A 25,433-nucleotide genomic window follows, 5' to 3' on the forward strand; every position below is an offset into this window, starting at 1 on the left:
CTCCTCGCACTGTCATGAGACCCCCAGCTCGCTGTCGATGAGAGCGAAGACCTCGTCGTCGGTCGCGGAATCGATGTCGTTGCCGGTGGATGCGGGCTCGCCGCCCAGCTTCGAGAGCACGTCGCGCAGCCGCAGCGACAGTCGCGTGCGCGACTGCTCGTCGACGTCGGACAGGACCGCCTCGAGGCGGTCGAGTTCGGCGAACGCGGCCAGCACCGCGTTGGTGTCGCCCGCCTCGCCGGAGAGTTCGGCCCGCAGGTGCGCGGCCAGGGCGTTGGACGTCGGATGGTCGAACACCAGCGTCGCGGACAGCCGCAGCCCCGTCGCGGCGTTGACCCGGTTGCGCAGCTCGACCGCGGTCAGCGAGTCGAAGCCGAGCTCGTTGAACGGCCGGTCGGCCGCGACGGCGCCCGGGTCGGGGTACGCCAGCACGCCCGCCACATGGGTCCGAACCAGGTCGAGCAGGATGGCCTCGGCCGCCTCGGCGTCCCGGCCCGCCAGCCGCTGCCGCAGCGCGTCGACCGCGCCCGCGTCGGCGTCGGCCGCCCGTCTGGCGGGCACCCGGACCAGGCCGCGCAGCAGCGGCGGCACCATGCCCGCGACCGCGCGCTCGCGTAGGGCCCGGTGGTCGAGGCGGATGGGCGCCACCATGCCCCGGTGCGACAGCGCCGCGTCGAACAGGGCCAGCGCCTCCTGCACTGCGAGCGCGCCGATGCCCGAACGCGACATGCGCCGCAGGTCGGCCTCGGTGAGCTGCTCCGCCATGCCCGCCTGTTCCCAGCGACCCCAGGCCAGCGACACGGCCGGCTGGCCGTTCGCCCGCCGGTGCTGGGCGAGCGCGTCCAGGTAGGCGTTGCCGGCCGCGTAGTTGCCCTGGCCGGGCCCGCCGAGCACCCCGGAGGCCGAGGAGAAGAGGACGAACGCGGTCAGGTCCCCGGTCAGCTCGTGCAGGTTCGTCGCGGCGTCGACCTTGGGCCGCAGCACCCGGTCGACCCGCTCCGGGGTCAGCGAGGAGATGACGCCGTCGTCCACCACACCCGCGGTGTGCACCACCGCGCGTACCGGGTGTGCGGCGAGCAGTGCGCCGAGCGCTCCGGAGTCGGCGACGTCGCACGCGGCGACGGTGACCTGCGCCCCGAGGGCGAGCAGTTCGTCGCGCAGCTCGCTGGCGCCCTCGGCGGCAAGGCCGCTGCGGCTGACCAGCACCAGCTCGCGTACCCCGTGCCGGTCCACCAGGTGCCGTGCGACGAGCCGGCCGAGCACGCCGGTGGCGCCCGTGACCAGGACGGGACCCTCGATCCCGGCGGCGGGGGTGTCGGCCGTGACGGCGGTCCGCGCGAGGCGGGGCACGAGGACGTCGGTGCCCCGGACGGCCAGTTGCGGCTCGTCGGAGCCGAGCGCGGCCGGCAGCCCCGGGCAGTCCTCGGCGTCGACGTCGACCAGCACGAACCGGTCGGCGTGTTCGGACTGGGCGGAGCGGACCAGGCCCCAGGCCGCGGCTCCCGCGAGGTCGGTGACGTCGGCGTCGGGGCGGGTGGCCACCGCGCCGCTGGTCAGGACGGCGAGGCGGGAGGTGGCGAAGCGCTCGTCGGCGAGCCACCGCTGCGCGAGGGCGAGGACCTGGTGGGTGGCCGTGTGCGCGCGTACGTCCGGTGCCGCGCCCCGGTCGGGGGCGCAGCGCGCCACCACCACCTCGGGCACCGCGGCGCCGGCGTCGACGGCCCCGGCGAGGGCCGCCAGGTCCGGGTACCCGGTGGCGTCGAGGCCGTCGATGCCGTCGCCGAGCACCGCGACGGTACGCGGCCGGGGCGAGACGGTCAGCGGCGTCCACTCCAGGTGCAGCAGCGACTCGTGCCGGTCGCGGCGCAGGGCGGAGAGCTGTTCCGGCGACACCGGGCGCACGGCCAGCGCCTCGACGGAGGCGACCGGGGCGCCGGCCGCGTCGGCCAGGGTGACCGTCGCCGTGCCGTCGCCCGACCCGATCCGGGCCCGCAGGCGGGTGGCGCCCGCGGCGTGCACGGTGACGCCGCGCCACGAGAACGGCAGCACGGGTTCGCCGTCGCCGGTCGACGCCGCGTGCAGGGCGGCGTCCAGCAGCGCCGGGTGCAGGCCGAAGCGGGCGGCGTCGTCGTGCGCCTGCTCGGGCAGGGCGATCTCCGCGAACACCTCGTCCCCGCGCCGCCACGCCGCGGTCAGGCCCTGGAAGACCGGGCCGTAGCGCAGGCCGCGCGCGAACAGGTCGTCGTAGGTCGTGGCGACGTCGACCGGGTCGGCGTCCGGCGGCCAGGCCCGCAGGTCGGCGCCGGGGGGCCCGGCCGGGGTCAGCCGGCCCGCCGCGTGGGTCGTCCAGCCGTCCTCGTCCTCGACCCGCGAGTGGACGCCGACGTCCCGGCCGCCGTCCGACGCCGCCTCGCCCACCGTCACGCGCACCTGGACGCCGCCGGCGTCCGGCAGCACCAGCGGCGCCTCCAGCGTCAGTTCCTCGACGCGCGGGCAGCCGAGCTCGCGGCCGGCGTGTGCCGCCAGCTCGACCAGCGCCGCGCCGGGCAGCAGCACCAGGTCCGCGACCGCGTGGTCGGCGAGCCACGGGTGGGTGGCCAGCGCGAGCCGGCCGGTGAACACGGTGCCGCCGTCCGGCAGCTCGACCGCCGCGCCCAGCAGCGGGTGGTTCGTCCGCGTCTGGCCGAGCCCGCTCGCGTCGCCGGTGCCGGCGCCCGGCCGGGGCCAGTACGGCTGGTGTTGGAAGGCGGAGGTGGGCAGCTCCACGGTCCGCCCCGGCGCCACCGTGGGCCAGTCGACGGCCACGCCGCGAGCCGCGAGCCGGGCGAACGCGGTGGCCACGGTCTCCGGCGCGGCGCGGCCCTTGCGGCACACCGGGATCCACTCGCCCTCGGCCACGTTGCGCCCGAGCGCGGTGAGCACCGCGTCGGGACCGAGTTCCAGGAAGGTGGTGGCCCCGGACGCGGCCAGCGTGGCGACCGCGTGGGCGTACCGGACGGGTTCGCGTACCTGCCGCACCCAGTAGTCGGCGTCGAGGGTGGTGACGTCCCCCGTCACCGTCGAGACCAGCTCGATGACCGGTTCCCGGCACTCCACCCGCGCCACGACCGCGCGGTACTCGTCGAGCATGGGGTCCATCAGCGGCGAGTGGAACGCGTGCGACACCGTGAGTCGCTGCGACTTGCGGCCCCGCCCGGTCAGCTGCCCGGCCACGGCGAGGGTGGCCGCCTCCTCCCCGGAGAGCACCACCGACTCCGGCCCGTTGACGGCGGCGATGGCGACGCCGTCGGTGAGCAGCGGCGCGACCTCGTCCTCGGTGGCCCGTACGGCCACCATCGCGCCGCCGGTGGGCAGCGCCTGCATCAGCCGGCCCCGCGCCGCGACCACCGCCGCGGCGTCGGCGAGCGACCAGACCCCGGCCACGTGCGCCGCCGCCAGTTCACCGATCGAGTGCCCGGCCACCAGGTCCGGCCGTACGCCCCACGACTCGAACAACCTGAACAGGGCCACCTCGACCGCGAACAACGCCGGCTGGGTCCACGCGGTCTGGTGCACCTCGTCGGTGTCCAGGACCTCCCGCAGGGGCCGCTCCAGGTGCCGGTCCAGCTCCGCGCACACCTCGTCGAACGCCCGCGCGAACGCCGGGAAGCCCGACAGCTGCGCCGCCATGCCGACCCGCTGGGCGCCCTGGCCGGTGAAGACCATCGCGAGCCTGCCGCCGTCGACCGTGCCGGTCACCACCTGGTCGCCGAGCAGCACCGCGCGGTGCGGGAACCCGGCCCGCCCGGTGGCGAGCGTGTACGCGACGTCGACCGGGCGCAGCGTCGGATCGGCGGCGACGTAAGCACGCAGCCGCGGGATCTGCTCGCGCAGCCCCTCCTCGGTCCGGGCGGAGAGCAGCCACGGCGTGAACGCGACGGCCGGCTCTTCGACCGGCGCCGCCGGCTCGACCTGTTCCAGCACGACGTGCGCGTTGGTCCCGCTGATGCCGAAGGACGACACGGCGGCCCGCACGGGCCGGTCGGTGGCGGCGAGCGGCACCGGCGTCGCGGCGACGCGTACCGCGCCGGAGGCCCAGTCGACGTGCGGCGAGGGCTCGTCCACGTGCAGGGTCCGCGGCAGCAGGCCGTGCCGCAGCGCCAGCACCATCTTCATGATGCCGGCCACCCCGGCGGCTGCCTGGGTGTGCCCGAGGTTCGACTTGACCGAACCGAGCAGCAGCGGCGCCGCGCGGTCCTGGCCGTACGTGGCGAGGACGGCCTGCGCCTCGATCGGGTCGCCCAGGGTCGTGCCCGTGCCGTGCGCCTCGACGACGTCGACCTCGGACGGGGAGAGCCGGGCGTCCGCCAGGGCGGCCCGGATCACCCGCTGCTGGGCCGGCCCGTTCGGCGCGGTGAGCCCGTTGGAGGCGCCGTCGGAGTTCACCGCCGAGCCGCGCACCACGGCGAGCACCGGGTGCCCGTGGCGGCGCGCGTCGGAGAGCCGCTCCACCACCAGCACGCCGACGCCCTCCGAGAGCGAGGTGCCGTCGGCGGCCCCCGCGAACGACTTGCACCGTCCGTCGGGGGCGAGGTTGCGTTGCCGGGAGAACTCCAGGAACGTGCCGGGCGTCGACATCACCGACACGCCGCCGGCGAGCGCGAGGGAACACTCCCCGTTGCGCAGCGCGGAGATGGCGAGGTGCAGGGCGACCAGCGACGACGAGCAGGCGGTGTCGACGGTCATCGTCGGGCCCTCCAGCCCGAGCGTGTACGAGATCCGGCCGGAGATCACCCCGCCGGAGTTGCCGGTGGACAGGAACCCGTCGACCGACTCGGCGGAGCCGCTCAGCACGCTGCCGTAGTCGTTGTACATCACGCCCGCGTACACGCCGGTGCGGCTGCCGCGCAGCGTGGTCGGGTCGATGCCGGCCCGCTCCAACGCCTCCCACGAGGTCTCCAGCAGCAGTCGCTGCTGCGGGTCCATCGCCAGCGCCTCGCGGGGGGAGATGCCGAAGAAGCCGGGGTCGAACTGGGCCGCGTCGTAGAGGAAACCGCCCTGGTCGACGTAGCTGGTGCCGGGGTGGTCCGGGTCGGGGTCGAACAGCGCGTCGAGGTGCCAGCCCCGGTCGGTGGGGAACGGCCCGATCGCGTCCGCGCCGCCGGACAGCAGCCGCCACAGGTCCTCCGGCGTACGCACGCCGCCCGGGAAGCGGCACGCCATCCCCACGATCACGACGGGCTCCTGGTCGTGCCGCGCCAGCGCGACGTCCGTCGTCGCGGTCCGCCCGCCGCCCAACTGCTCCACGAGGTGCCCGGCCAGCACCTCCGGCGTCGGGTAGTCGAACACCAGCGTCGCGGGCAGCCGCAGCCCGGTCGTCGCGTTGAGCTGGTTGCGCAGGTCGAGCGCGGTGAGCGAGTCGAAGCCGAGTTCCTTGAAGGCGCGTCCCGCGGGCAGCCGGTCCGCGCGGGCGTAGCCGAGGACGGAGGCGACCCGGGTGAGCACCACCTCCAGCACGACCTCGTGCCAGCGCCCGGCGGGCACCTCGGCCAGCCGCTGCGCCAGCGACGAGCCGCCCACCGCCCGGCGGGCCGGGGCGCGGACGAGGCCGCGCAGCAGCGCCGGCGGTTCGCGGTCGCCGCGGCCGAGCACGGCCAGGTCCATCGGCACCGGTGCCAGCAGCGCCCCGGTCGAGCGGACCGCGGCGTCGAAGAGCGCCAGACCGTCCTTGCTGGACAGCTCGGCCATGCCGCTGCGGGCCATCCGGCCGAGCTGCGCGCCGTCCACGTCGGCGGTCATCTCGCTGCGCTCGGCCCAGAGCCCCCAGGCGAGCGAGTGGGCGGGCAGTCCCGCCGCCCGCCGCTGCGCGGCGAGCGCGTCGAGCACCGCGTTCGCCGCCGCGTAGGCCCCCTGGCCGGGGCTGCCGAAGATGCCGGCGGCCGAGGAGAACAGCACGAAGGCGCTCAGCTCACCGGCCAGTTCGTGCAGGTGCCAGGCCGCGTCGACCTTGGGGCGCAGCGCGGTGGCCAGCCGCTCGGGGGTGAGCGTGGGAACGGTGGCGTCGGCCATCACGCCCGCGGTGTGCACGACGCCGGTGACGGGGTACGCCGCCAGCAGCGCGGCCACCTGGTCCCGCTCCGCCACGTCGCACGCCGCCACGGTCACGGTCGCGCCCAGCCGGGTGAGTTCGTCGCGCAGCTCGGCCGCGCCCTCGGCGGCCAGGCCACGGCGGCTGGTCAGCACGAGTTCGCGTACCCCGTGCTCGGTGACCAGGTGGCGGGCGACCAGCGCGCCGAGGGTGCCGGTGCCGCCGGTGACCAGCACCCTGCCGTCCGGGCCGAACACGGCGGGCCCGGCGACGTCGGAGTCGGGGACCCGGGCCAGGCGCGGCGCGCTCACCACGCCGTCCCGCACGGCGAGCACCGGCTCGCCGGTCGCCAGCGCCGCGGCCACCAGCGCGTCGGCGGTGTGGTCGGCCTCCAGCAGGACGATCCGCTCCGGGTTCTCGGCCTGCGCGGAGCGGGCCAGCCCGTGCACCGCCGCGCCGGCCAGGTCGTCCGGTCGGGTCACCACGACGAGCCTGGTGTCGGCCAGGTCCGGTGCGGCGAGCCACTGCTGGATGGTGGTCAGCGCGTACGCCGTGAGGTCGGCGACCGCGGCGACGCCGGGCGCGTCGGCGAAGCACGGCAGGAACAGCGTGTCGGCGGACGCGTCGGCCAACGCCACCGGCGGCGCGTCGAAGACCGGCGTGGCGCCCAGCGTCTGCCAGCCACCCCGGTCGCCCCGGCCGACGGCCAGGGGCGCGTGCTCCAGCCGGAACAGCGACTCGACGAAGCCGCTGCGGCCCCGCAGCGCCTGCGGGGCCACCGGGCGTACGGTGAGCGCCGCCACGGTGGCGACCGGGGCGCCCGCGTGGTCGGCGACGAGCAGGGCGGCGCTGTCCGTCCCCTTCCGGGTGAACCGGACGCGCAGGCTCGTCGCGCCCGCCCCGTGCAGCGTCACGCCGCCGAAGAGGAAGGGCAGCTGCGCCGTGCCGTCGGCGACGTCGCCGGCGAGGGCGTGCAGGGCCGCGTCGAACAGCGCGGGGTGCAGGCCGAACCCGTCGGCGTCGGTGCCCTGCGGCAGCGCCACCTCCGCGTACGTCTCGTCGCCCCGGCGCCACGCGGCCCGCAGGCCCTGGAACACCGGCCCGTAGCGCAGGCCGAGCCCGGCGAGCCGGTCGTACAGGTCGCCGAGGTCGACGGCCTGCGCGTCGGCGGGCGGCCACTCGGTGAGGCGTTCCCCCTCCGTCGTGGCGGGGGCGAGGACGCCGGTGGCGTGCCGGGTCCACATGCCGACCGTCGCCTCGGCGTCGGTCTGGCCGTAGACGCCCAGCGCGCGGCGGCCGTGCTCGTCGGGTGCCTCGACGGTGAGCCGCAGGGCCACCCCGCCCTGGGGCGGAAGGACGAGCGGGGTGGTGAGGGTGAGTTCCTCGACGGCCGGGCAGCCGACCTCGTCACCGGCGCGGACGGCGAGTTCGACCAGCGCCGTGCCGGGCAGCAGGACGGCGTCCAGGACGGCGTGGTCGGCCAGCCAGGGGTGGGTCTCCAGGCTGATCCGGCCGGCGAGCACGACCAGGTCCCGCTCCGGGACGGTGAGCGCGGCGCCGAGCAGCGGGTGGCCGACGACGTCGATGCCGAGCCCGCGCGCGTCCACCGCGGACGCCGCCTCGATCTGCCAGTACCGCTGGTGCTGGAACGGGTACGTCGGCAGTGGGGCCGGCACGCCGTTGGTGTGCCGGGACCAGTCGACGGCGACCCCGCACACGTACGCCTCGGCGAGGGAGAGCAGGAACCGCGACAGGCCGCCCTCGTCGCGGCGCAGCGACGCGACGAGCGCGGCGGGGGCGTCGGCGCGGTCCAGGATCTCGCGCACCCCCATGCCCAGCACCGGGTGGGGGCTGATCTCGACGAGGACGTCGTGCCCGTCGGCGAGCAGGCGGTCGACCGCCTCCTCGAACCGGACCGTGCCGCGCAGGTTCGCGTACCAGTGGTCGGCGTCGAGGGTGGCGGTGTCGGCGACCGCGCCGGTGAGGGTGGAGTACAGCGGCACGTCGGCGCTTCGCGGACGGACGTCGGCGAGGACGCTGAGCAGTTCGTCCCGGATGGCCTCGACCTGCGCGGAGTGCGAGGCGTAGTCCACCGGGATCATCCGCATCCGCACGCCGTCGGCCTCGCACGCCGCCAGCAGTTCCCGCAGGGCGTCGGGCTCGCCGGAGACCACGGTGGCGGTGGGCCCGTTGACGGCGGCGACCGAGATCCGCTCGCCCCACCGGGCCAGGCGTGCCTCCACGTCCGCGCGCGGCGCCGCCACGGAGGCCATGCCGCCGCGTCCGGCCAGGCCGGCGGCGATCGCCCGGCTGCGCAACGCGACGACGCGGGCACCGTCGTCGAGGGTGAGCGCGCCGGCGACGACGGCGGCCGCGATCTCGCCCTGCGAGTGCCCCACCACGGCGGCGGGCTCGACGCCGTACGACCGCCACAGTGCCGCCAGCGACACCATCACGGCGAACAGCACGGGCTGCACCACGTCCACCCGATCGAGCGAGGGCGCGCCGGGCACGCCCCGCACCACGTCGAGCAGCGACCAGTCGGTGAAGCCGTCCACCGCCTTGGCGCACTCCTCCATCCGGGCGGCGAACACCTCGTGGGTGTCCATCAGCTCCACGGCCATGCCCGCCCACTGCGAGCCCTGGCCGGGAAACATGAAGGCGACCCGCGGCTCGGTCTTCCGGGCGGTGCCGGCGGCCACGGCGGGCGCGGGTTCGTCCGCCGCGACGGCGGCCAGGCCGGCCCGCAGCTCGGCGGGGTTCGTGCCGACCACGACCGCCCGGTGCTCGAAGCGGGTGCGGGCCGCCAGGGCGGCGGCGACGTCGGCCGGGGCGGCGGGGTGCCGGTCGAGGTGGGCCGCCAGCCGGGCCGCCTGGTCGCGCCGGGCGTCGGGGGTACGGCCGGACAGCACCCACGGCACCGGTCCGGTCGCTCCGGCGGCCGGCGCGGCCTCCTGTGCGGGCGGTTCCTCGAGGATCACGTGGGCGTTGGTCCCGCTCACCCCGAACGACGAGACGGCGGCACGCGACGCCTCGGCGCCGCGCGGCCAGGCGACGGCCTCGGTCAGCAGGGAGACCGCGCCCTCCGTCCAGTCGACCTGGTCGCTCGGCGCGTCGACGTGCAGCGTCTTCGGCAGCAGCCGGTGCCGCATGGCGAGCACCATCTTGATGATCCCGCCGACGCCGGCGGCGGCCTGGGTGTGGCCGATGTTGGACTTGACGGAGCCGAGCCAGAGCGGCCGTTCCCGGTCCTGGCCGTAGGTGGCGAGGATGGCCTGGGCCTCGATGGGGTCGCCCAGGGTGGTGCCGGTGCCGTGCGCCTCGACCACGTCGACCTGGTTGGCCGACAGGCGCGCGTTGGCCAGCGCCGACCGGATGACGCGCTGCTGCGCGGGTCCGCTCGGGGCGGTCAGGCCGTTGGAGGCGCCGTCCTGGTTGACGGCCGTGCCGCGCACGACGGCGAGCACCGGGTGCCCGTTGCGCCGGGCGTCGGACAGCCGCTCCACGACCAGCATGCCGGCGCCCTCGGCGAAGCCGGTGCCGTCGGCGGCGGCGGCGAACGACTTGCACCGGCCGTCGGGCGCCAGCCCGCGCTGCTTGGAGAACTCGACGTAGGTCAGCGGGGTCGCCATGACGGTGACCCCGCCGGCCAGCGCCAGCGAGCACTCGCCGTTGCGCAGCGCCTGCACGGCCAGGTGCAGGGCGACCAGCGACGACGAGCACGCGGTGTCGACGGTGACGGCGGGCCCCTCCAGGCCGAAGGTGTACGCCACCCGGCCCGAGACGACCGCGCCGGCGGCCTTGCTGTCGGCGTAGTCGTGGTACATCATGCCGGCGAAGACCCCGGCGTCGCTGCCGCGCAGGCCGGCCGGGTCGATGCCGGCGTTCTCGAACGCCTCCCAGGAGACCTCCAGCAGCAGCCGCTGCTGCGGGTCCATCGCCAGCGCCTCGCGGGGGCTGATGCCGAAGAACTCCGGGTCGAACTGGCCCGCGTCGTGCAGGAAGCCCCCCTCGCGGGTGTACGAGCGGCCCGGCGTACCGGGCGTGGGGTCGTACAGCTCGGCGACGTTCCAGCCACGGTCGGTGGGGAAACCGGTGATTCCGTCGCCGCCGGCGGCCACCAGGTCCCACAGGTCGTCCGGGGCCCGCACCCCGCCGGGATAGCGGCAGGCCATGCCCACGATGGCGATCGGTTCGCGCAGCACCGAGTCGAGCTTGCGGTTCTGTTCCCGCAGCCACTCGTTCTCCTTCAGCGAGGCCCGCAGCGCGGTGACGAGCTTCTCCTCCGAGTGCGCCATGTGGTCAGCTCCCCGCTTCCGTCGTCGCGTCACCGAGGTCGGCGAGCGCCATGCTGATCAGTGCGTCGGCGTCCATGTCGTCGATGGACCCGGTCGGTGCGGCGTCGGGCTCGCCGGTGGCGACCCGTACGCCGGCCAGTTCGAGCAGGCTGTCCAGCAGGCCGGCGTCGCGCAGCCGGCTGATCGGGATGGCGAGCAGGATGCGGCGGACCTCGTCCTCCGGCAGCCCGCCGTCGGTGCCGGTGTCCGGCACGAGCCGCTCGTGCAGCAGGTCGGCGACCGCGCGGGTGTTCGGGCGGTCGAAGGTCAGCGTGGCGGGCAGCCGCAGGCCGGTCGCGGCGTTGAGCTGGTTGCGCAGTTCCAGCGCGGCGAGGGAGTCGAAGCCCAGTTCGGTGAAGGCTCGGGCGGGATCGACGGCGTCGGCGTCCCGGTGCCCGAGCACCCCCGCGACCTTCGTACGGACCAGGTCCAGCAGCAGGTCCGCGCGCTCCGGGGCGGGCAGGCCGAGCAGCCGGGTGGCGAGGCCGTTGCCGGCGGACGCCGCCCGCCGCGTCCTGGCCCGCACCAGGCCGCGGTAGATGGGGCCCTCGACCACGCCGAGGTCGAGCCCGACGGGTACGAGCACCGGCGCCGGGCAGGTGGTGGCGGCGTCGAAGAGGCGCAGGCCCTCGTCCACCGACAGCGCGCGCACGCCCGCCTGGGCCAGCCGCTGTCGTTCCGTGGCACCCAGTTCGCCCGCCATGCCCCCGTCCCACATGCCCCACGCCAACGACTGCCCGGTCAGGCCGGCCGCCCGGCGACGCACCGCCAGGGCGTCCAGGAAGGCGTTGGCCGCGGAGTACGCCGCCTGACCGGCGTTGCCGAACACGCCCGCCGCCGACGAGAACGTCACGAACGCCGACAGCCCCGCCGTGGCCGTCGCCTCGTGCAGGTGCCAGGCCGCGTCGACCTTCGGCGCGAGCACCCGGTCCAGCCGCTCGGCCGTCAGCGACGTCAGCAGACCGTCGTCCACCACGCCGGCGACGTGCACCACCGCCGACAGGTCCCGGCCGGCGACCAGCGCCGTCACCGCGTCCCGGTCGGCCACGTCGCACGCCGCCCACCGCACGGCGGCGCCCGACGCCGTCAGCTCCGCCGCCAGCTCCGCCGCGCCCGGCGCCGCCGCGCCCCGGCGCGACACCAGCAGCAGGTCGCGCACCCCGTGGGCCGCCACGAGGTGCCGGGCCAGGACCGCACCCAGCGCGCCGGACGCGCCCGACACCAGCACGGTGCCGGAGCCGAAGTCCGCCGGCACCGGGTCGGCGGTGGCCGCCCGGGCCAGTCGGGCGGCGTGCGCGACGCCGTCGCGGACCGCGACCTGCGGTTCGTCGTCGGCCAGTACGAGGTCGCCGTCGACGAGGACGACGCGGTCGGGGTGCTCGGCCTGGACCGAGCGGACGAAGCCCCACACGGCGGCGCCGACGAGGTCCGTGACGTCCTCGCCGGGCAGGGCTACCGCGCCCCGGGTACGCACGACGAGCCGGGAGCCGGCGGGGTCGGCCAGGAACGACCTGGTCTCGTCGAGTACGCGGTGCAGGGCGGCGCGTACGGCGGCCGGGGTGTCCGTCGCGGCGGGACCGGGCGGGAACGTGGTGGTGTCGAGCACCGTCACGTCGCCGGCCGGCCCGCCGGTGGCCGGTACCGGCACCCAGGTCAGCTCGTACAGCGAGTCGTGGTGGGTCGGCCGCACGTCGAGCCCGGCGACCGGCCGGGTCTCCAGCCTGCCCACGGACACCACGGGCGCGCCCGTGCCGTCGGTGGCGGTGAGCGCCCAGCCGGAGTCGACGGGGACGATCCGGACCCGCAGGGCGGTGGCGTTCGTGGCGTGCAGCACCACCTGCTGCCACGAGAACGGGAGCAGGGTGTCGCCGGTGCCGTCCGGGTCGGCCAGCAGCGGGGCGTGCAGCGCCGCGTCCAGCAGGGCGGGATGCAGCGCGAACCGCTCCTCCGCCTCGGGGAGGGCGACCTCGGCGAACAGCTCGTCACCGCGTCGCCACACGACCGTGACGCCCCGGAACGCGCGCCCGTACCCGTAGCCCCGGTCCGCGAGCCGGTCGTACGCGTCGGTCAGGTCGACGGGCCGGGCGTCGGCGGGGGGCCACTCGGCCACGGTCTCCGGCGTGGCGACCGGGTCGGCGGTGACGAGTCCGGTGGCGTGCGACGTCCAGCTCTCGGTGTGCTCGCCGCGGGAGTGGACATCGACCTTGCGGCGCCCCTCCTCGTCCGGCTCGCCGACCCGCAGCCGCAGCTGCACCGCACCGTTCTCGGGCAGGACCAGCGGGGCGACGATGGTCAGCTCGTCCACCACCGGGCAGCCGACCGCGTCGGCGGCGTGTACGGCGAGTTCGACGAGCGCCGCGCCGGGAACGAGCACCCGGCCCGCGATGACGTGGTCCGCCAGCCACGGGTGGCTGCCGGTCGACAACCGGCCGGTGTAGACGACGCCGTCGAGGTCGGGCAGCGCGACGGCCGCTCCGAGCAGGGGATGTTCGGTGTCGGCGAGCCCGAGCCGGCTGGCGGCCCCCGTCGCGGTCGCGTTCTCCGCCCAGTACCGCTGGCGCTGGAAGGGGTAGGTGGGCAGGTCGGTGGTGCGGGCACCGGAGAACCAGGTGGGCCAGTCGACGGGGAAGCCGAGGTTGTGCAGGTCGGCGACGGCCCTGGCGAGGGTGGTGGTCTCGGGTTGTCCGCGGCGGGTGGTGGCGATGGTGGTGACGTCGCTGGTGGCGGCGGCGGTGGCGAGGACGGTGTCGGGGCCGATCTCGAGGTGGGTGTCGACGTGGTGCGTGCCGGCGAGGGTGCTGATGGCGTCGTGGAAGCGGACGGTGTGGCGGACCTGGTCGACCCAGTGGTCGGGGGTGGGTCGCAGTGGTTGGCCGTCGAGGGTGGAGATGACGGGGATGGTGGGTTCGTGGTGGGTGATGGACGCGGCGACGGCTCGGTAGTCGTCGAGCATGGGGTCCATCAGGTGGGAGTGGAAGGCGTGGGAGACGGTGAGGCGTTTGGTGCGGTGGCCGTGCGCGGCGAGTGCGTCGGCGACGGTGCGGGTTGCGGCCTCGTCGCCGGAGATGACGAGGTCACTACAGGTGTTGATGGCGGCGATGCCGACCCCGTGGATGAGGTGGGGGGTGACCTGTTCCTCGGTGGCCTGTACGGCGATCATGGCGCCGCCGGTGGGGAGGGCCTGCATGAGTCGGCCGCGGGCGGTGACGAGTGTGGCGGCGTCGGTGAGGTCGAGGATGCCGGCGATGTGGGCGGCGGTGAGTTCGCCGATGGAGTGGCCGGCGAGGGCGTGGGGGTGGATGCCCCAGGATCCGAGGAGCCGGTGCAGGGCGACCTCGAAGGCGAACAGGGCGGGTTGGGTGTAGCCGGTCTGGTGCAGTTCGTCGGTGTCGATGACCTCGCGTAGTGGTTTGTCGAGGTGTTTGTCGAGGGCGGCGCACACCTCGTCGAAGGCGGTGGCGAAGACGGGGTGGGCGGCGGCGAGTTCGGCGCCCATGCCGAGTCGTTGTGCGCCCTGCCCGGTGAACAGGAACGCCAACCTGCCGGTGCCCGCCACGGTCGGCTGCACACCCGTCTCCAGGGCGCGTACCAGCTCCGCGGTGTCGCGGCCCACCACGGCGGCACGGTGCTCGAACGCGGTCCGCCCGACCGCGAGCGTGAAGCCGACGGCCATCGCGAACCCGACGTCGTCGGGGTCCCGGCCGGCCACCGCGTCGGCCAGGCGCACGGCCTGGGCCCGTACGGCCTCCGGCGTGCGTCCGGAGAGGACCCACGGGATCGCCGGCGGCCCGAAGTACGCCGGCTCGGGCGACCCGTCGTGCTCGGGCTCCTCGATGATCACGTGCGCGTTGGTGCCGCTGACCCCGAACGACGACACGGCGGCCCGGCGCGGCCGGTCGCCGGCGGGCCACGCCACCGGCGCGGTCAGCAGGGACACCGCCCCCGCCGACCAGTTCACCTGCGGCGACGGCTCGTCCACGTGCAGGGTGCGCGGCAGCATCCCGTTGCGCAGCGCACCCACCATCTTGATCACCCCGGCGACACCGGCCGCGGCCTGGGTGTGCCCGATGTTCGACTTGACGGAGCCGAGCCACAACGGCCGGTCCCGGCCCTGCCCGTACGTGGCCAGGAGCGCCTGGGCCTCGATCGGGTCACCCAGGGTCGTGCCCGTGCCGTGCGCCTCGACCACGTCGACCTGGCTCGCCGACAGCCGCGCGTTGGCCAGCGCGGCCCTGATCACCCGCTGCTGCGACGGCCCGTTCGGCGCGGTCAGCCCGTTCGACGCGCCGTCCTGGTTCACGGCCGTTCCGCGCACCACCGCCAGCACCCGGTGGCCGTGGCGCAGCGCGTCCGACAGCCGTTCCACCACCAGCACGCCGACGCCCTCGGACCAGCCGGTGCCGTCGGCGGCGGCGGCGAACGACTTGCACCGGCCGTCCGGCGACAGGCCCCGCTGCCGGGAGAACTCGACGAAGGTCTCGGGGGTCGCCATGACCGTCACGCCGCCCGCCAGCGCCAGCGAGCACTCGCCACCACGCAGCGCCTGGGCGGCGAGGTGCAGGGCGACCAGCGACGACGAGCAGGCCGTGTCGAGCGTGACGGCCGGGCCCTCCAGCCCCAACGCGTAGGCGACCCGACCCGAGGCGATCGCGCCCGTGGAACTGTTGCCCGCGTAGTCGTGGTACATCATCCCGGCGAACACGCCGGTGTCGCTGCCGCGCAGGGACGCCGGATCGAGGCCCGCCCGCTCCAGCGCCTCCCACGACGTCTCCAGCAGCAACCGCTGCTGGGGGTCCATGGTCAGCGCCTCACGCGGGCTGATCTCGAAGAACTCCGCGTCGAACTCCGCGGCGTCGTACAGGAAGCCGCCCTCGCGGGTGTACGACTTCCCCGGCGCGCCCGGCGTCGGATCGTACAGTTCCGCCACGTCCCAGCCCCGGTCGGTGGGGAAGCCACCGATTCCGTCGCGCCCGGCGGCGACCAGGCCCCACAGCTCCTCCGGCGTACGCACGCCGCCGGGGAACCGGCACGCCATACCGACGATCGCGATGGGCTCGTGCACCGCCTCCTCCGCGTCACGCAGCTTCCGCCGCGTCTCGCGCAGCTCCGCTGTCGTCCGCTTGAGGTAGTCGAGCAGCTTTTCCTCGTTGTCGGGCATCGACGTCACTCCAGGGGCGGACCGGTGGGGGGAATCGGGGTGCTAGAGCGGGATGTTCCCGTGCGTGCCGCGCCGGCGGACCGGGCCGGTCGCGTCGAGGAGGACGGAGACCAGACGGGCCCGGGTGCCCTCGGGGCGGACGGCCTCGTCGACCACGCCGAGGTCCGGCGCGCGGCCGAAGCCGACGACCGCGTTCGGCGCCCACTTCGGTCGCAGCTCCGGCGGGCCGGCGTCGCCGAGCGGGTCGCGGGTGTCCCGCTCGCCGATCACCGCGGTCATCGCGATCAGCTCACCCTGCGCTCGTGGCCCTGCCAGAACCGCTCCCGCAGCTCGCGGCGCAGGATCTTCCCACTGGGGTTGCGTGGCACCCGGTCGATGAACTCGTAGTGCAACGGCTGCTTGAAGGCGGCCAACTGCCCGCGCAGGTGCAACGCCAGGTCGCGCTCGGTGAGCTGCTGACCCTCCACCGGCACCACGAACGCGTACACCGCCTCGCCCCAGCGCTCGTCCGGCACCCCGACGACCGCCGACTCGGCGACCAGCGGATGACGGCCGATCACGTTCTCGACCTCCGCCGGGTAGACGTTCTCCCCCGCCACGATGATCATGTCCTTGATCCGGTCGCGGATGAACAGGTAGCCGTCCTCGTCCAGCACGCCCGCGTCGCCGGTCACGACCCACCCGTCGACCAGCGTCCTCGCGGTGGCCTCCGGCAGGTTCCAGTACTCCACCATGGCCGCCGGCGTACGCAGCCAGACCTCGCCGACCTCGCCGGCCGGCAGCGGGTTGCCCTTGTCGTCGGCGACCTTGACCTCGAAGCCCGGGTAGGCCCGTCCCGCCGCCTGCATCCTGCCGCTGTCCGGCGTGTGGTCGGCCGGGGGCAGGCAGATGGCGGTGTTGCCGGTCTCGGTCAGGCCGTAGATCTGGGCGAACTCGCAGCCGAAGCCCTCGACGCAGCGGGCCAGCAGCGCGGCCGAGATGGGCGCGCCGCCGTAGACCACCTTGCGGAGCGAGGTGAAGTCCTCCCGGGAGACGCCGGGCTCGGCCAGCAGCAGCCGCAGCATCGCGGGCACCAGGCAGGCGGTGGTGACGCGCAGCGTCCTGATCAGTTCCACCGCGCCGGCGGTGGTGAACTCGCGCATCACCACGTTGGTCACGCCCGACACGAAGCCCTGCGTCGCCCACCACAGGCCGCCGATGTGGAAGCCGGCCATGCCGACGAGGCTGACGTCGCCCTCGCGCCAGTCGATCCAGTTCAGCTCCGCCGAGGCGAGCGCCTGGCGTACCGCGAAGAAGCTGCGGTGCGCGAGGACGACCCCCTTCGGCAGCCCCGTCGTGCCGCTGGTGTACATCTGCACCAGCGGCGTGTCGGGGGTGACCCTGGCCAGCACGTCCGCGTCCGGCTGCGGCGCCACCCAGGCGGCGAAACCCGCACCGGCCGCACCGGACTCGTCGAGCCCGACCACCTGCTTCAGCGTCGGCAGTTCCGGCGCCAGCTTCGCGGCGGTGGAGGCCGAGTCGGAGTCGACGAACAGCAGGGCGGCGCCGGAGTCGCGCAGGATGTGCTCGACCTCGCCGGCGGCCAGCCGCCAGTTGATCGGCACCAGCACCACGCCGGTCTTCGCGGCACCGAAGAGCAGGTGGTAGAAGTGCTCGGACTCCTTGCCCAGGTAGGCGATCCGGTCGCCGGGGCGCAGACCCGCCGTCTGGAGGCCGCGCGCGACCTGGTTGCTGACGCGGTGCAGGGTGGCGTAGTCGACGCGCCGACCCGCACAGACCAGAGCGACGACGTCCGGCTGCTGGGCCGCGTGCCTGCGCGCCACGTCGACGAGCGTGCGCAACTGAACAGTCACCAGGTCCTCCTCAGGGGACGTACGGGTGGGAGCGGCTCACGCCGCGTCGGCCTGGAGACGCATGCCGGGCGGGTTGACCAGCGCCATCCGCACCTCGCCCTCCGCGACGCCGCCCTGGGTGTCCCAGAAACGCCAGGGCATGTCGATGATCTGGACCGGCTTGCTGCGGTTGCGCTCGCTGAACTCCGCGAAGGCCACCTCGCCGTGGAACGACGACGAGTCGATCGGCCGCCGGAACCTGCTGGTGAAGTTCGCGATGAGCATGTCCGGGAGCTGCTTCTCCCAGTAGTCGTCCATCGTCCACGCCGCCAGCGCGGGAACCGCACGGTCCTGCACGCACTTGGCGACCAGGTAGTACATGAGCTGGTTGAAGCAGATGTTCACCTCGACCGAGTTGAGGTGACCGGTGTCGTCGATGTAGCACGGGTACGGGATGGCAAACTCACCCTCCGCGCTCGCCAGCCCGTTGGCCGCGGTGACCGTCGCGGACTTCAGGTACTGGGTCTTCGGCCTCGCGTACGGCCGCAGGACGTCCGCCAGCAGTACCGGGTCGTTGGCGAATGTCGCCCGACCGATCGGCGCGCTGTTCCTGACCGGCGATGTCGTCATCGCTATTCCTCCTCTGCGCACGAGTGTGAAATCGAACGTAATCGGCGCTTGTCCATCAACCGGTAACAGCGCAAGAACTGGCCGCGCGGGCCCGGCCGACCAATCGGTCCAGCAGCATGTCGGAGGTGAGCGACAGGTCGGTGAGCAGTGGTTCGGTCGACAGCAGGGCCCGGTGCAGGGCCTGGATCCGTGCCGAGGGCTCGATGCCGAGTTCACCCAGCATCCGCCGCCGGAACCGCAGGTAGACCTCCAGCGCCGCCGGTGTACGGCCGGACCGGTGCAGCGCGAGCATCAGCATCGCGTGCGCCGACTCGTGCAGCGGGTGCTCCACGACGAGCGACGCCAGCTCCGAGGTCGCCTCCCGGTGCCGACCCAGGCACAGGTCGGCGTCGATCCTGGTCATGTACGCGTAGAACCGGCGTTCCTCCAGCCGCGCCGCCTGGGCGCGCAACTGCGGGCCCCACTGGCCCTGGTGCACGACGTTGCCGCGCCACAGTGCCAGCGCCCGGCGCAGGTGCGCGCCGGCCTGCTCGTAGTCACCGACGCGCATCGCCGCGGTGCCCGCCGTGACCAGGTCGTCGAACTCGAAGATGTCGAGCTGCTCCGGGTCCACCCGCAGCGTGTAGCCCCCGGAACAGGTGAGCAGGACCTCCCGCGCGACGTCCTCGACGGACCCGCCGAGCACGCCGCGGAAGAGCTTGCGCACCTTGAACATGTACGTCTGGAGGGTGGCGTGCGCGGTGCGCGGTGCTCCCGAGCTCCACAGTTCCCGCACGAGCACCGACGCGCCGACCGGCTGGTTCGCGTTGAACAGCAACGCGGACAGGACCAGCCGCAGCTTCGGCGCGCTGGGTGCGATGTCGACCCCGTCGTGCCGGATCACGAGCGGGCCGAGCAGCTCGAACCGTACGCCGGCCAGCGGGTTCTCCGCCGGCCGCCGCGGCGGCGGCACGGCCGGTGGCGGCTCCGGGTCTCGCCCGACGTCCGGTGCGGGGCCGGCCGCTGACTCCAGCAACGCGGCGAGGAGTGTCAGTTTCTCCTCGTGCGACATCGATCCCAGTTCCGCAAACTTGGTAACCATTTCGCCGACCTCGCTATCAATCGGATGCACCGCGCCTTCCACCGCCGACGAGTGGTGTCGACGTACTGGTTCCGCGACGGGGGCGAGATTCCGATCAGGGGGAGTCAGGACAGGCTTCCACGCTATTCCCAGCGAGGGTCGAGCCGATAGTGACCGCGTCATGGACCGGCGTGACCAAACGAGGGGCCACGCCGTGACGGCCGCACTTGCCCCGCAGCCTGTGCCGCCGGAAGGCTGGGCTGGAGGCACGCTGGAGCGCCGCTGGAGCGGTGCTGGTCGAGCAGGGGGCAGCCATGTCGGTTCAGGACGCGCAGCTTCGGGTCGGATTCAAACGGCACCTGAGGGCCCACGTGGTACGCGGTGACGCGGTCTACCTGCTGTCCGAGCGCGGGGCCACCTCGGTCAGCGGCGCACACGTCGAGGCCCTGGCGCCGCTGCTCGACGGCACCCGTGGGCTCGCCGAACTCGTCCGCGACAGTCCCCCCGGGATCTCACCCGCGCAGATCGGCACGGTCGTGCGGCGGCTCGTCGACGCCGGCCTGGTCACGCTGCGGCCCGCGCCGGAGGAGCCGGCCGAGGAGCCGGCGCTCGCGTACTGGGAGTCGGCGGGCATGGACGCCATCGCCGCCGTACGGGCCACGGCCGCCGCCCGGGTGGACCTGATCCGCGTCGGCCTCCCGGCGGGTGCCGACGCGGCCGGCGAAGCGCTGCGCGCGGCCGGACTGACGGTGACGCAGGTTTCCGGGAACTTTTCACCCTCTCCCGCCGACTTATCGATTGTGCTCTGTGCGGACTATCTCGACGAGGGGCTGGCGGCCGTCGACGCCGCGCATCGCGCCGCGCGCCGGCCCTGGCTCCTCGCGAAGCCCGGCGGCGCACAGGTGTGGGTGGGGCCGGTGTTCGATCCCGCCGCCCCGACGGCGTGCTGGCACTGCCTGGCGCACCGGCTGCGCGGCCACCGCCAGGCCGAGACGCGCCTGCGCGCCGTCGCCGGCCCGGGCGCGGACGTCACCGCGCCGCCGGTGTCGCTCCCCCCACTCGCCGCCGCCGCCGGGCACCTGGTGGCGCTGGAGGCCGCCAAGTGGACGGCCGGGCTCCGCCACGACGGGCAGCGCGCGGTGTGGACGTTGGACAGCGTGACCCTGCGTGGTGCCCACCACGAGGTGCGCGCACGGCCGCAGTGCCCCCGGTGCGGGGATCCCGGCATCGAGCGCGACCGGGCCTTCCGCCCGGTGCCGCTGCGCAGCCGGCCGAAGGCGTCCCGCTCCGGCGGCAGCCACCGCGCCCTGCCCCCCGAGCGGGTGCTGCACGACTACGGGCACCTGGTGAGCCCGGTCAGCGGCGTGGTCAAGGAGATCACCCGCGACGGGCGGGGCCCGGCCTTCCTCAACTCGTTCCGCTCGGGCCCCAACCTGGCGATGACGACGCGCAGGAACGCCGAGCAGATGCGCTTCGCGCTGCGGGCCGAGAACGGCGGCAAGGGCGTCACCTCCCTGCACGCCGAGGTGAGCGCGCTCTGCGAGGCCATCGAGCGGCACAGCGCCTACTTCCACGGTGACGAGGCCCGGGTCACCGGCAGCTACCGGGAGCTGGCCGAGACCGCGATCCACCCCGACGAGTGCCTGCTGTTCGACGAGCGGCAGTACGCCGACCGGGCCCGCTGGAACGCCACCTGCTCGCCGTTCCAGTACGTGTGCGCGCCGTTCGACGAGGCGGCCGTGACGAGTTGGACCCCGGTGTGGTCGCTCACCGGGCAGCGACACCGCCTGCTGCCCACCTCGATGCTCTACTTCAACGTGCCGGACCAGTACGGCGGCGCGTCGCTGTGCGCGGATTCCAACGGCAACGCCGCGGGCAGCAGCCTGGAGGACGCGCTGCTCCAGGGCCTGCTGGAGGTGGTGGAACGCGACGCCGTGGCCCTCTGGTGGTACAACCGCACCCAGGCTCCCGCGGTCGACCTGGACAGCTTCGGCGACCGCTGGATCGACGAGCTGCGCGAGGTCTACGCTGGCCTGCACCGCGAGGTCTGGGTCCTCGACGTGTCGTCGGACGTCGGGATACCCACCATGGCCGCGCTGTCCCGGCGCACCGACAAGCGGTGCGAGGACATCATGTTCGGCTTCGGTGCGCACCCGGACCCGCGTGCGGCGTTGGTCCGCGCGCTCACCGAGATGAACCAGTTGATGCCGACCGTGGCGGAGGTCGGCGGCGACGACGACAGGTACGGCTGGTCCGATCCCGACGCCGTACGGTGGTGGCGCACCGCCACCTGGGCCGGGGACGCCTACCTGCGGCCCGATCCGGGGGTGCCGGCACGCCGGCTCTCCGACTACCGCCACACCCCGACGGACGACCTGCTGTCGGACGTCCGCTCGGTGCAGCACAGGCTGGCGGCGCTGGGGCTCGACGTGCTCGTGCTCGACCAGACCCGTCCGGACGTCGGGCTCCCCGTGGTGAAGGCCATCGTGCCGGGGATGCGCGGTTTCTGGGCGAGGTTCGCGCCGGGCCGGCTGTTCGACGTCCCGGTGCGGCTCGGCCGGCTCGACCGTCCCACGGAGTACGAGAACCTCAACCCGATACCCCTTTTCGTGTAGAGCGGGCGCACGCGGCGTCACCGCCACGCCCGCCGAGGAGCCAGGTTGCTGCCATCCGACGCCGACGCGTCCCGCCCCGGACCGAGCCTGTCGCTGTGGTCCTTCCGGGACGACGTGACCATCGAGACGGCCGAGGACGGGAGTCTGACGATCCTCAGCCGCTGGGGTGACGTTCCGGTGGGCCGTCCCGCGCCCTCGGTCGAGGAGGTCCTGCACCGGATGACCTACGGCCCGGTCGCGCTCGGCAACGTCGCCGGGCTGGACGAGCGGGTCCTCCGGTCGGTCTTCGACCGGCTGCCCGGCCGGATAGTCCGCTCGCTCGGCTCGCGGGACTCGCCGGTGCCGCTGCTGTCCGTCCAGCCGGTGTCCCCGCTGGGGGTGCTCGGGCTGCCGGAGGTGGCCGAGGATCGACCGATGCGGCTGTCCCGGTTCGCGTTCGCGCACCAGCGCGACGGCGAGCTGGTGCTCGAGTCCCCGCTGTCGCACCACCGGGTGGTGCTGCACCGGCCGCAGGCGGCGCTGGTGCTCGGCGCGCTCCCCCGCGCGACCACCAGCGTCGAGGTCGCGCGGAGGGTCGACCTGGCGCTTCCGGTCGTGGCCGACGTCGTCGCCCACCTGGTCGGCGCGGGCATGGTCGTCCTCGGCGAGGACGGCACGTCGGTGTTCCGCGAGGACACCGATCCCACGCTGCTGCTGTGGTCGCCGTACGACCTGTTGTTCCACTCGCGCAGCAGGCTCGGCACGCACGACGAGCCCGCCGGCGCGACGTTCCGGCACGTCGCGACCCTGGCTCCGCCGGCCGCCGCCAAGCCGGCGCCCGACGGGCCGCGGATCCCGATGTACCGCCCGCCCGCCCCGGTTCCGCACGGGATGACCCTCACCGAGGCCATCGACGGCCGCCGCTCCTCCCGGAGGTTCGCCGACGCGGCGCCGTCCACCCGGGAACTCGGGGAGTTGTTGTTCCACGCGGCGCGGGTCCGGATGCAGGCCACGGCCACCGCCCCCGACAACGTGCGGTACACGGTGACGCAGCGCCCGTACCCCAGCGCGGGTTCGCTGTACGAGCTGGAGCTGTACCTGACGGTGGACCGCTGCCCCGACCTGCGGCGCGGGATCTACCACTACAGCCCGGCCGAGCACGCGCTGACGCTCGTCAACGCCACCCCGGCCGACGTCGACGAGGTGCTCGACAACGCGCGGGTGTCCATCGGCGGACGGCGGCGCCCGCCGGTGCTGATCACCATGACGGCGCGGGCGGGACGCCTCTCCTGGGTCTACGACAGCATCTCCTACGCCACCACGCTGAAACACGTCGGCATGCTCCAGCAGACGCTCTGCCTGGTGGCCACGATGCTCGGGCTCGCCACGTGCGCCCTCACCATGGGCGACGCCAGGGTTTCCGCTTCGGCATTCGGGCTGGACTGGCCGGCGGAGGTCGGGGTCGGCGAATTCGCCATCGGCCTACCCGAAAACGACATTTCCTGTAACGACGAGTATCTAGGCGTACACGGAATGTGAAAGGGCCGATGAGCTTTTGACAAATGGTATGCCGCAGCCCGGGCGCAGGCGTGGCAAAGAGCATTCGCCAGGTGTGCGGCGCGTGATAGAACGGGGTTAATCGCGCCGGCCCGACAGGGGATGCCAAGTTGATCAAGGTGTTGTTGGCCGAGGACATGCACATGGTCCGAGATGCGCTGGTCGCGTTGCTCAACCTCGAGCCGGACATCGAGGTCGTCGCCGCGGTCGCCTCGGGCACGGAGATCCTGCCCATGGCACAGCGCTTCCGGCCCGATGTCGCGGTTATCGACATCGACCTGCCGGGCAAGGACGGGCTCTCCGCGATCGGCGACATCCAGGCCCACCTGCCGGAGATCCGCACCCTGGTCCTGACCGCGCTCGGCCGCCCGGGCACCCTCCGCCGGGCGCTGTCCGCCAAGGCGACCGGCTTCCTGCTCAAGGACGCCCCGACCGAGCAGCTGGTCGACGCGATCCGCAGTGTCGCCGCCGGCCGCCGGGTCGTCGACAGTCAGCTCGCGATGTCCGCCTGGGACAGCGCGGAGTGCCCGCTCACGGCCCGCGAGACCGAGGTCCTTCGCCTCACCGCGGAGGGGCTACAGGCGGTCGACATCGCGGCCCAGATGTTCCTGTCGGTCGGGACCGTCCGCAACTACCTGACCACGATCGTCAACAAGCTCGCCGCCCGCAACCGCGTCGACGCCATCCGGCTCGCCAGGGAGGCCGGCTGGCTGTGACCGGGACGCCTGGTGACGTTCCTGGCGCAGCGGCACCTCGGCGCGGAGCCGGAACCGGTGCGGCTGCCGCTCGACCGTCAGCGATCCGCCGATCTCCTGGGCGCGTACGGACAGGTTGCGCAGGCCGTTGCGACCGCTGTTCGGATCTCTGGGCGGCCCGACCGGCAGGTCGTCGTTGACGATCTCGATCCAGGCGTCGTCCTGCGTCTGGCGGATGGTGATGTCGCACCGCTTGGCCTTGCTGTGCCGCAGGATGTTGGTCACCCCCTCGCGGAGCACCGTGGCGAGCACCGTGCTCACCTGGACCGGCAGGTCGAGGTGGTCGCTGTCCAGCCGCGCCTGGATGTCCGCGGCGGAGAGCACGGACAAGGCGGAGCGGCACTCCTCCTCGAGCGACAGCTCGCGGTAGCCACTGGCGACGGTCCGCGCGTCGGCGAGCGCGACCCGGGATATCTCCAGGATCTCCAGCAGGTGGTCGCTCGCCTCCTGCGGGGACTTCTCCATCAGCCGGTGCACGAGCTCGATCTTGAGCGAGATCGCGGACAGGCTGTAGCCGAGCAGGTCGTGCAGGTCACGGGCGAACCGCAGCCGCTCGCGCAGCACCGCCATGCGCGCGATCTCCGCGCGGCTCTCCTGCACCTCGACGACGAGTGTGGTCAGCCGGGACAGCCCGTACACCACGAGTCCCGTCGTCACGGTGGAGATCGCGGTGTAGAGCATGTCGATCGGCGCACCTGTGAACAGCCACTGGGCCAGCGCCATCGACAGCACGATGAGGGAGAAGGCCGTCCAGGCCGGGATCGCCCGCAGCACGAGCAGCACGCTGCCGGCCAGGAAGCCCGGCATGCCGACCCACGCCTGACCGAAGATCAGGATCGGCAGGTAGACCAGCACCGCCTGGGCGGCGAGGACGCCGTAGCCCAGCGGCGACCGGAGGCGTCCGTTGTCCCGGCCGTACCACAGCAACTGCATCGCCATCAGGGCGGCGATGCACGTGAACGACAGGGCGATGGCGACCGGCCCGACCGGCAGGAACATGACGTGGAGGAAGCCGATGAGACTGATGCTTGCGAAGACGGCGGTGACGACGCCCATCGCGAGACGCGGCGCCGGTAGCGGCGCGCCCCCCGGCGATGATGAGCGCCCTGGTGTGACGGTGAGGTTCACGGCAGCAGCGCTCGTGTGCTCTATCGCAGCCGGCGTACGCCCAGCGGCCAACCCGCCCCGCACCCGGTTCGGCCGGCCCCCCGCCGACCGCGATGCCCGCCAGCGGGCGTCGGTCCAACAACCACGACTCTCTCCCCAGTATCGACCCGACGGCGGGAATGGTCCTCGTCAGAGCGCGCGAGCCCGTGGTCGATCGGACGCCGACACGGCGCCGAGCCCACAAAGTTCTTACGCAACGCAAACGTTTTGAACAGATTCCCGACCGTGAATTGCGATGTGCCCCTACGGACACCTTCCCCCTTGAGGGTCGACCCT

Annotated in this window: 9 protein-coding genes and 1 pseudogene; 3 read left to right on the forward strand and 7 right to left on the reverse strand. The window is 74.1% G+C overall.

Annotated features, from left to right (window positions below; all coding sequences use genetic code 11):
* Window positions 1–12 precede the first annotated feature (12 nt).
* The 6 genes from KBX06_RS16525 to KBX06_RS16550 are packed head-to-tail and all read right to left on the reverse strand — an operon-like array spanning window position 13 to window position 19,105.
* Window positions 13–10,365 (reverse strand): type I polyketide synthase, encoded by a 10,353-nt coding sequence (locus tag KBX06_RS16525; protein WP_210835744.1) that lies wholly within the window; start codon window positions 10,363–10,365, stop codon window positions 13–15.
* 4 nt (window positions 10,366–10,369) lie between these two features.
* Complete coding sequence (locus KBX06_RS28245) at window positions 10,370–15,571, reverse strand: type I polyketide synthase (RefSeq protein WP_374225645.1); 5,202 nt, start codon at window positions 15,569–15,571, stop codon at window positions 10,370–10,372.
* A gap of 33 nt (window positions 15,572–15,604) precedes the next feature.
* A complete protein-coding gene (locus KBX06_RS16535) occupies window positions 15,605–15,841 on the reverse strand; it encodes a hypothetical protein (protein WP_210835746.1) in 237 nt (78 codons plus the stop codon).
* 5 nt (window positions 15,842–15,846) lie between these two features.
* Window positions 15,847–17,415 carry a fatty acid--CoA ligase gene (locus KBX06_RS16540; protein ID WP_307854654.1) on the reverse strand — a complete coding sequence of 523 codons (1,569 nt, stop codon included), beginning with the start codon at window positions 17,413–17,415 and terminating at the stop codon, window positions 15,847–15,849.
* A 36-nt stretch (window positions 17,416–17,451) separates the two neighbouring features.
* On the reverse strand, window positions 17,452–18,024 hold the full coding sequence (locus KBX06_RS16545; RefSeq protein WP_210835752.1) for an FcoT family thioesterase: 573 nt from the start codon (window positions 18,022–18,024) through the stop codon (window positions 17,452–17,454).
* Window positions 18,025–18,079: 55 nt separating this feature from the next.
* Window positions 18,080–19,105, reverse strand: a complete 1,026-nt coding sequence (locus KBX06_RS16550; protein WP_210835754.1) for an AfsR/SARP family transcriptional regulator — start codon at window positions 19,103–19,105, stop codon at window positions 18,080–18,082.
* Between the two features lie 293 nt (window positions 19,106–19,398).
* On the opposite strand from KBX06_RS16550, the gene KBX06_RS16555 reads away from it, so the two are divergent.
* The 3 genes from KBX06_RS16555 (at window position 19,399) to KBX06_RS16565 (ending at window position 23,951) form a co-directional block, all read left to right on the forward strand.
* Window positions 19,399–21,699, forward strand: a complete 2,301-nt coding sequence (locus KBX06_RS16555) for a TOMM precursor leader peptide-binding protein (RefSeq protein WP_210835756.1) — start codon at window positions 19,399–19,401, stop codon at window positions 21,697–21,699.
* A gap of 45 nt (window positions 21,700–21,744) precedes the next feature.
* On the forward strand, window positions 21,745–23,217 hold the full coding sequence (locus KBX06_RS16560) for a SagB family peptide dehydrogenase (RefSeq protein WP_210835758.1): 1,473 nt from the start codon (window positions 21,745–21,747) through the stop codon (window positions 23,215–23,217).
* 128 nt (window positions 23,218–23,345) lie between these two features.
* Window positions 23,346–23,951: a DNA-binding response regulator gene (locus KBX06_RS16565; protein WP_210835760.1), complete on the forward strand. Its 606-nt coding sequence runs from the start codon at window positions 23,346–23,348 to the stop codon at window positions 23,949–23,951.
* 411 nt (window positions 23,952–24,362) lie between these two features.
* On the opposite strand, the pseudogene KBX06_RS28480 reads toward KBX06_RS16565, so the two are convergent.
* Window positions 24,363–25,046 (reverse strand): annotated as a pseudogene (locus KBX06_RS28480) (sensor histidine kinase); the annotation flags it as partial.
* Window positions 25,047–25,433: the final 387 nt, after the last annotated feature.

Source organism: Micromonospora sp. C31 (genome assembly GCF_018070575.1).
GTDB lineage: Bacteria > Actinomycetota > Actinomycetes > Mycobacteriales > Micromonosporaceae > Micromonospora.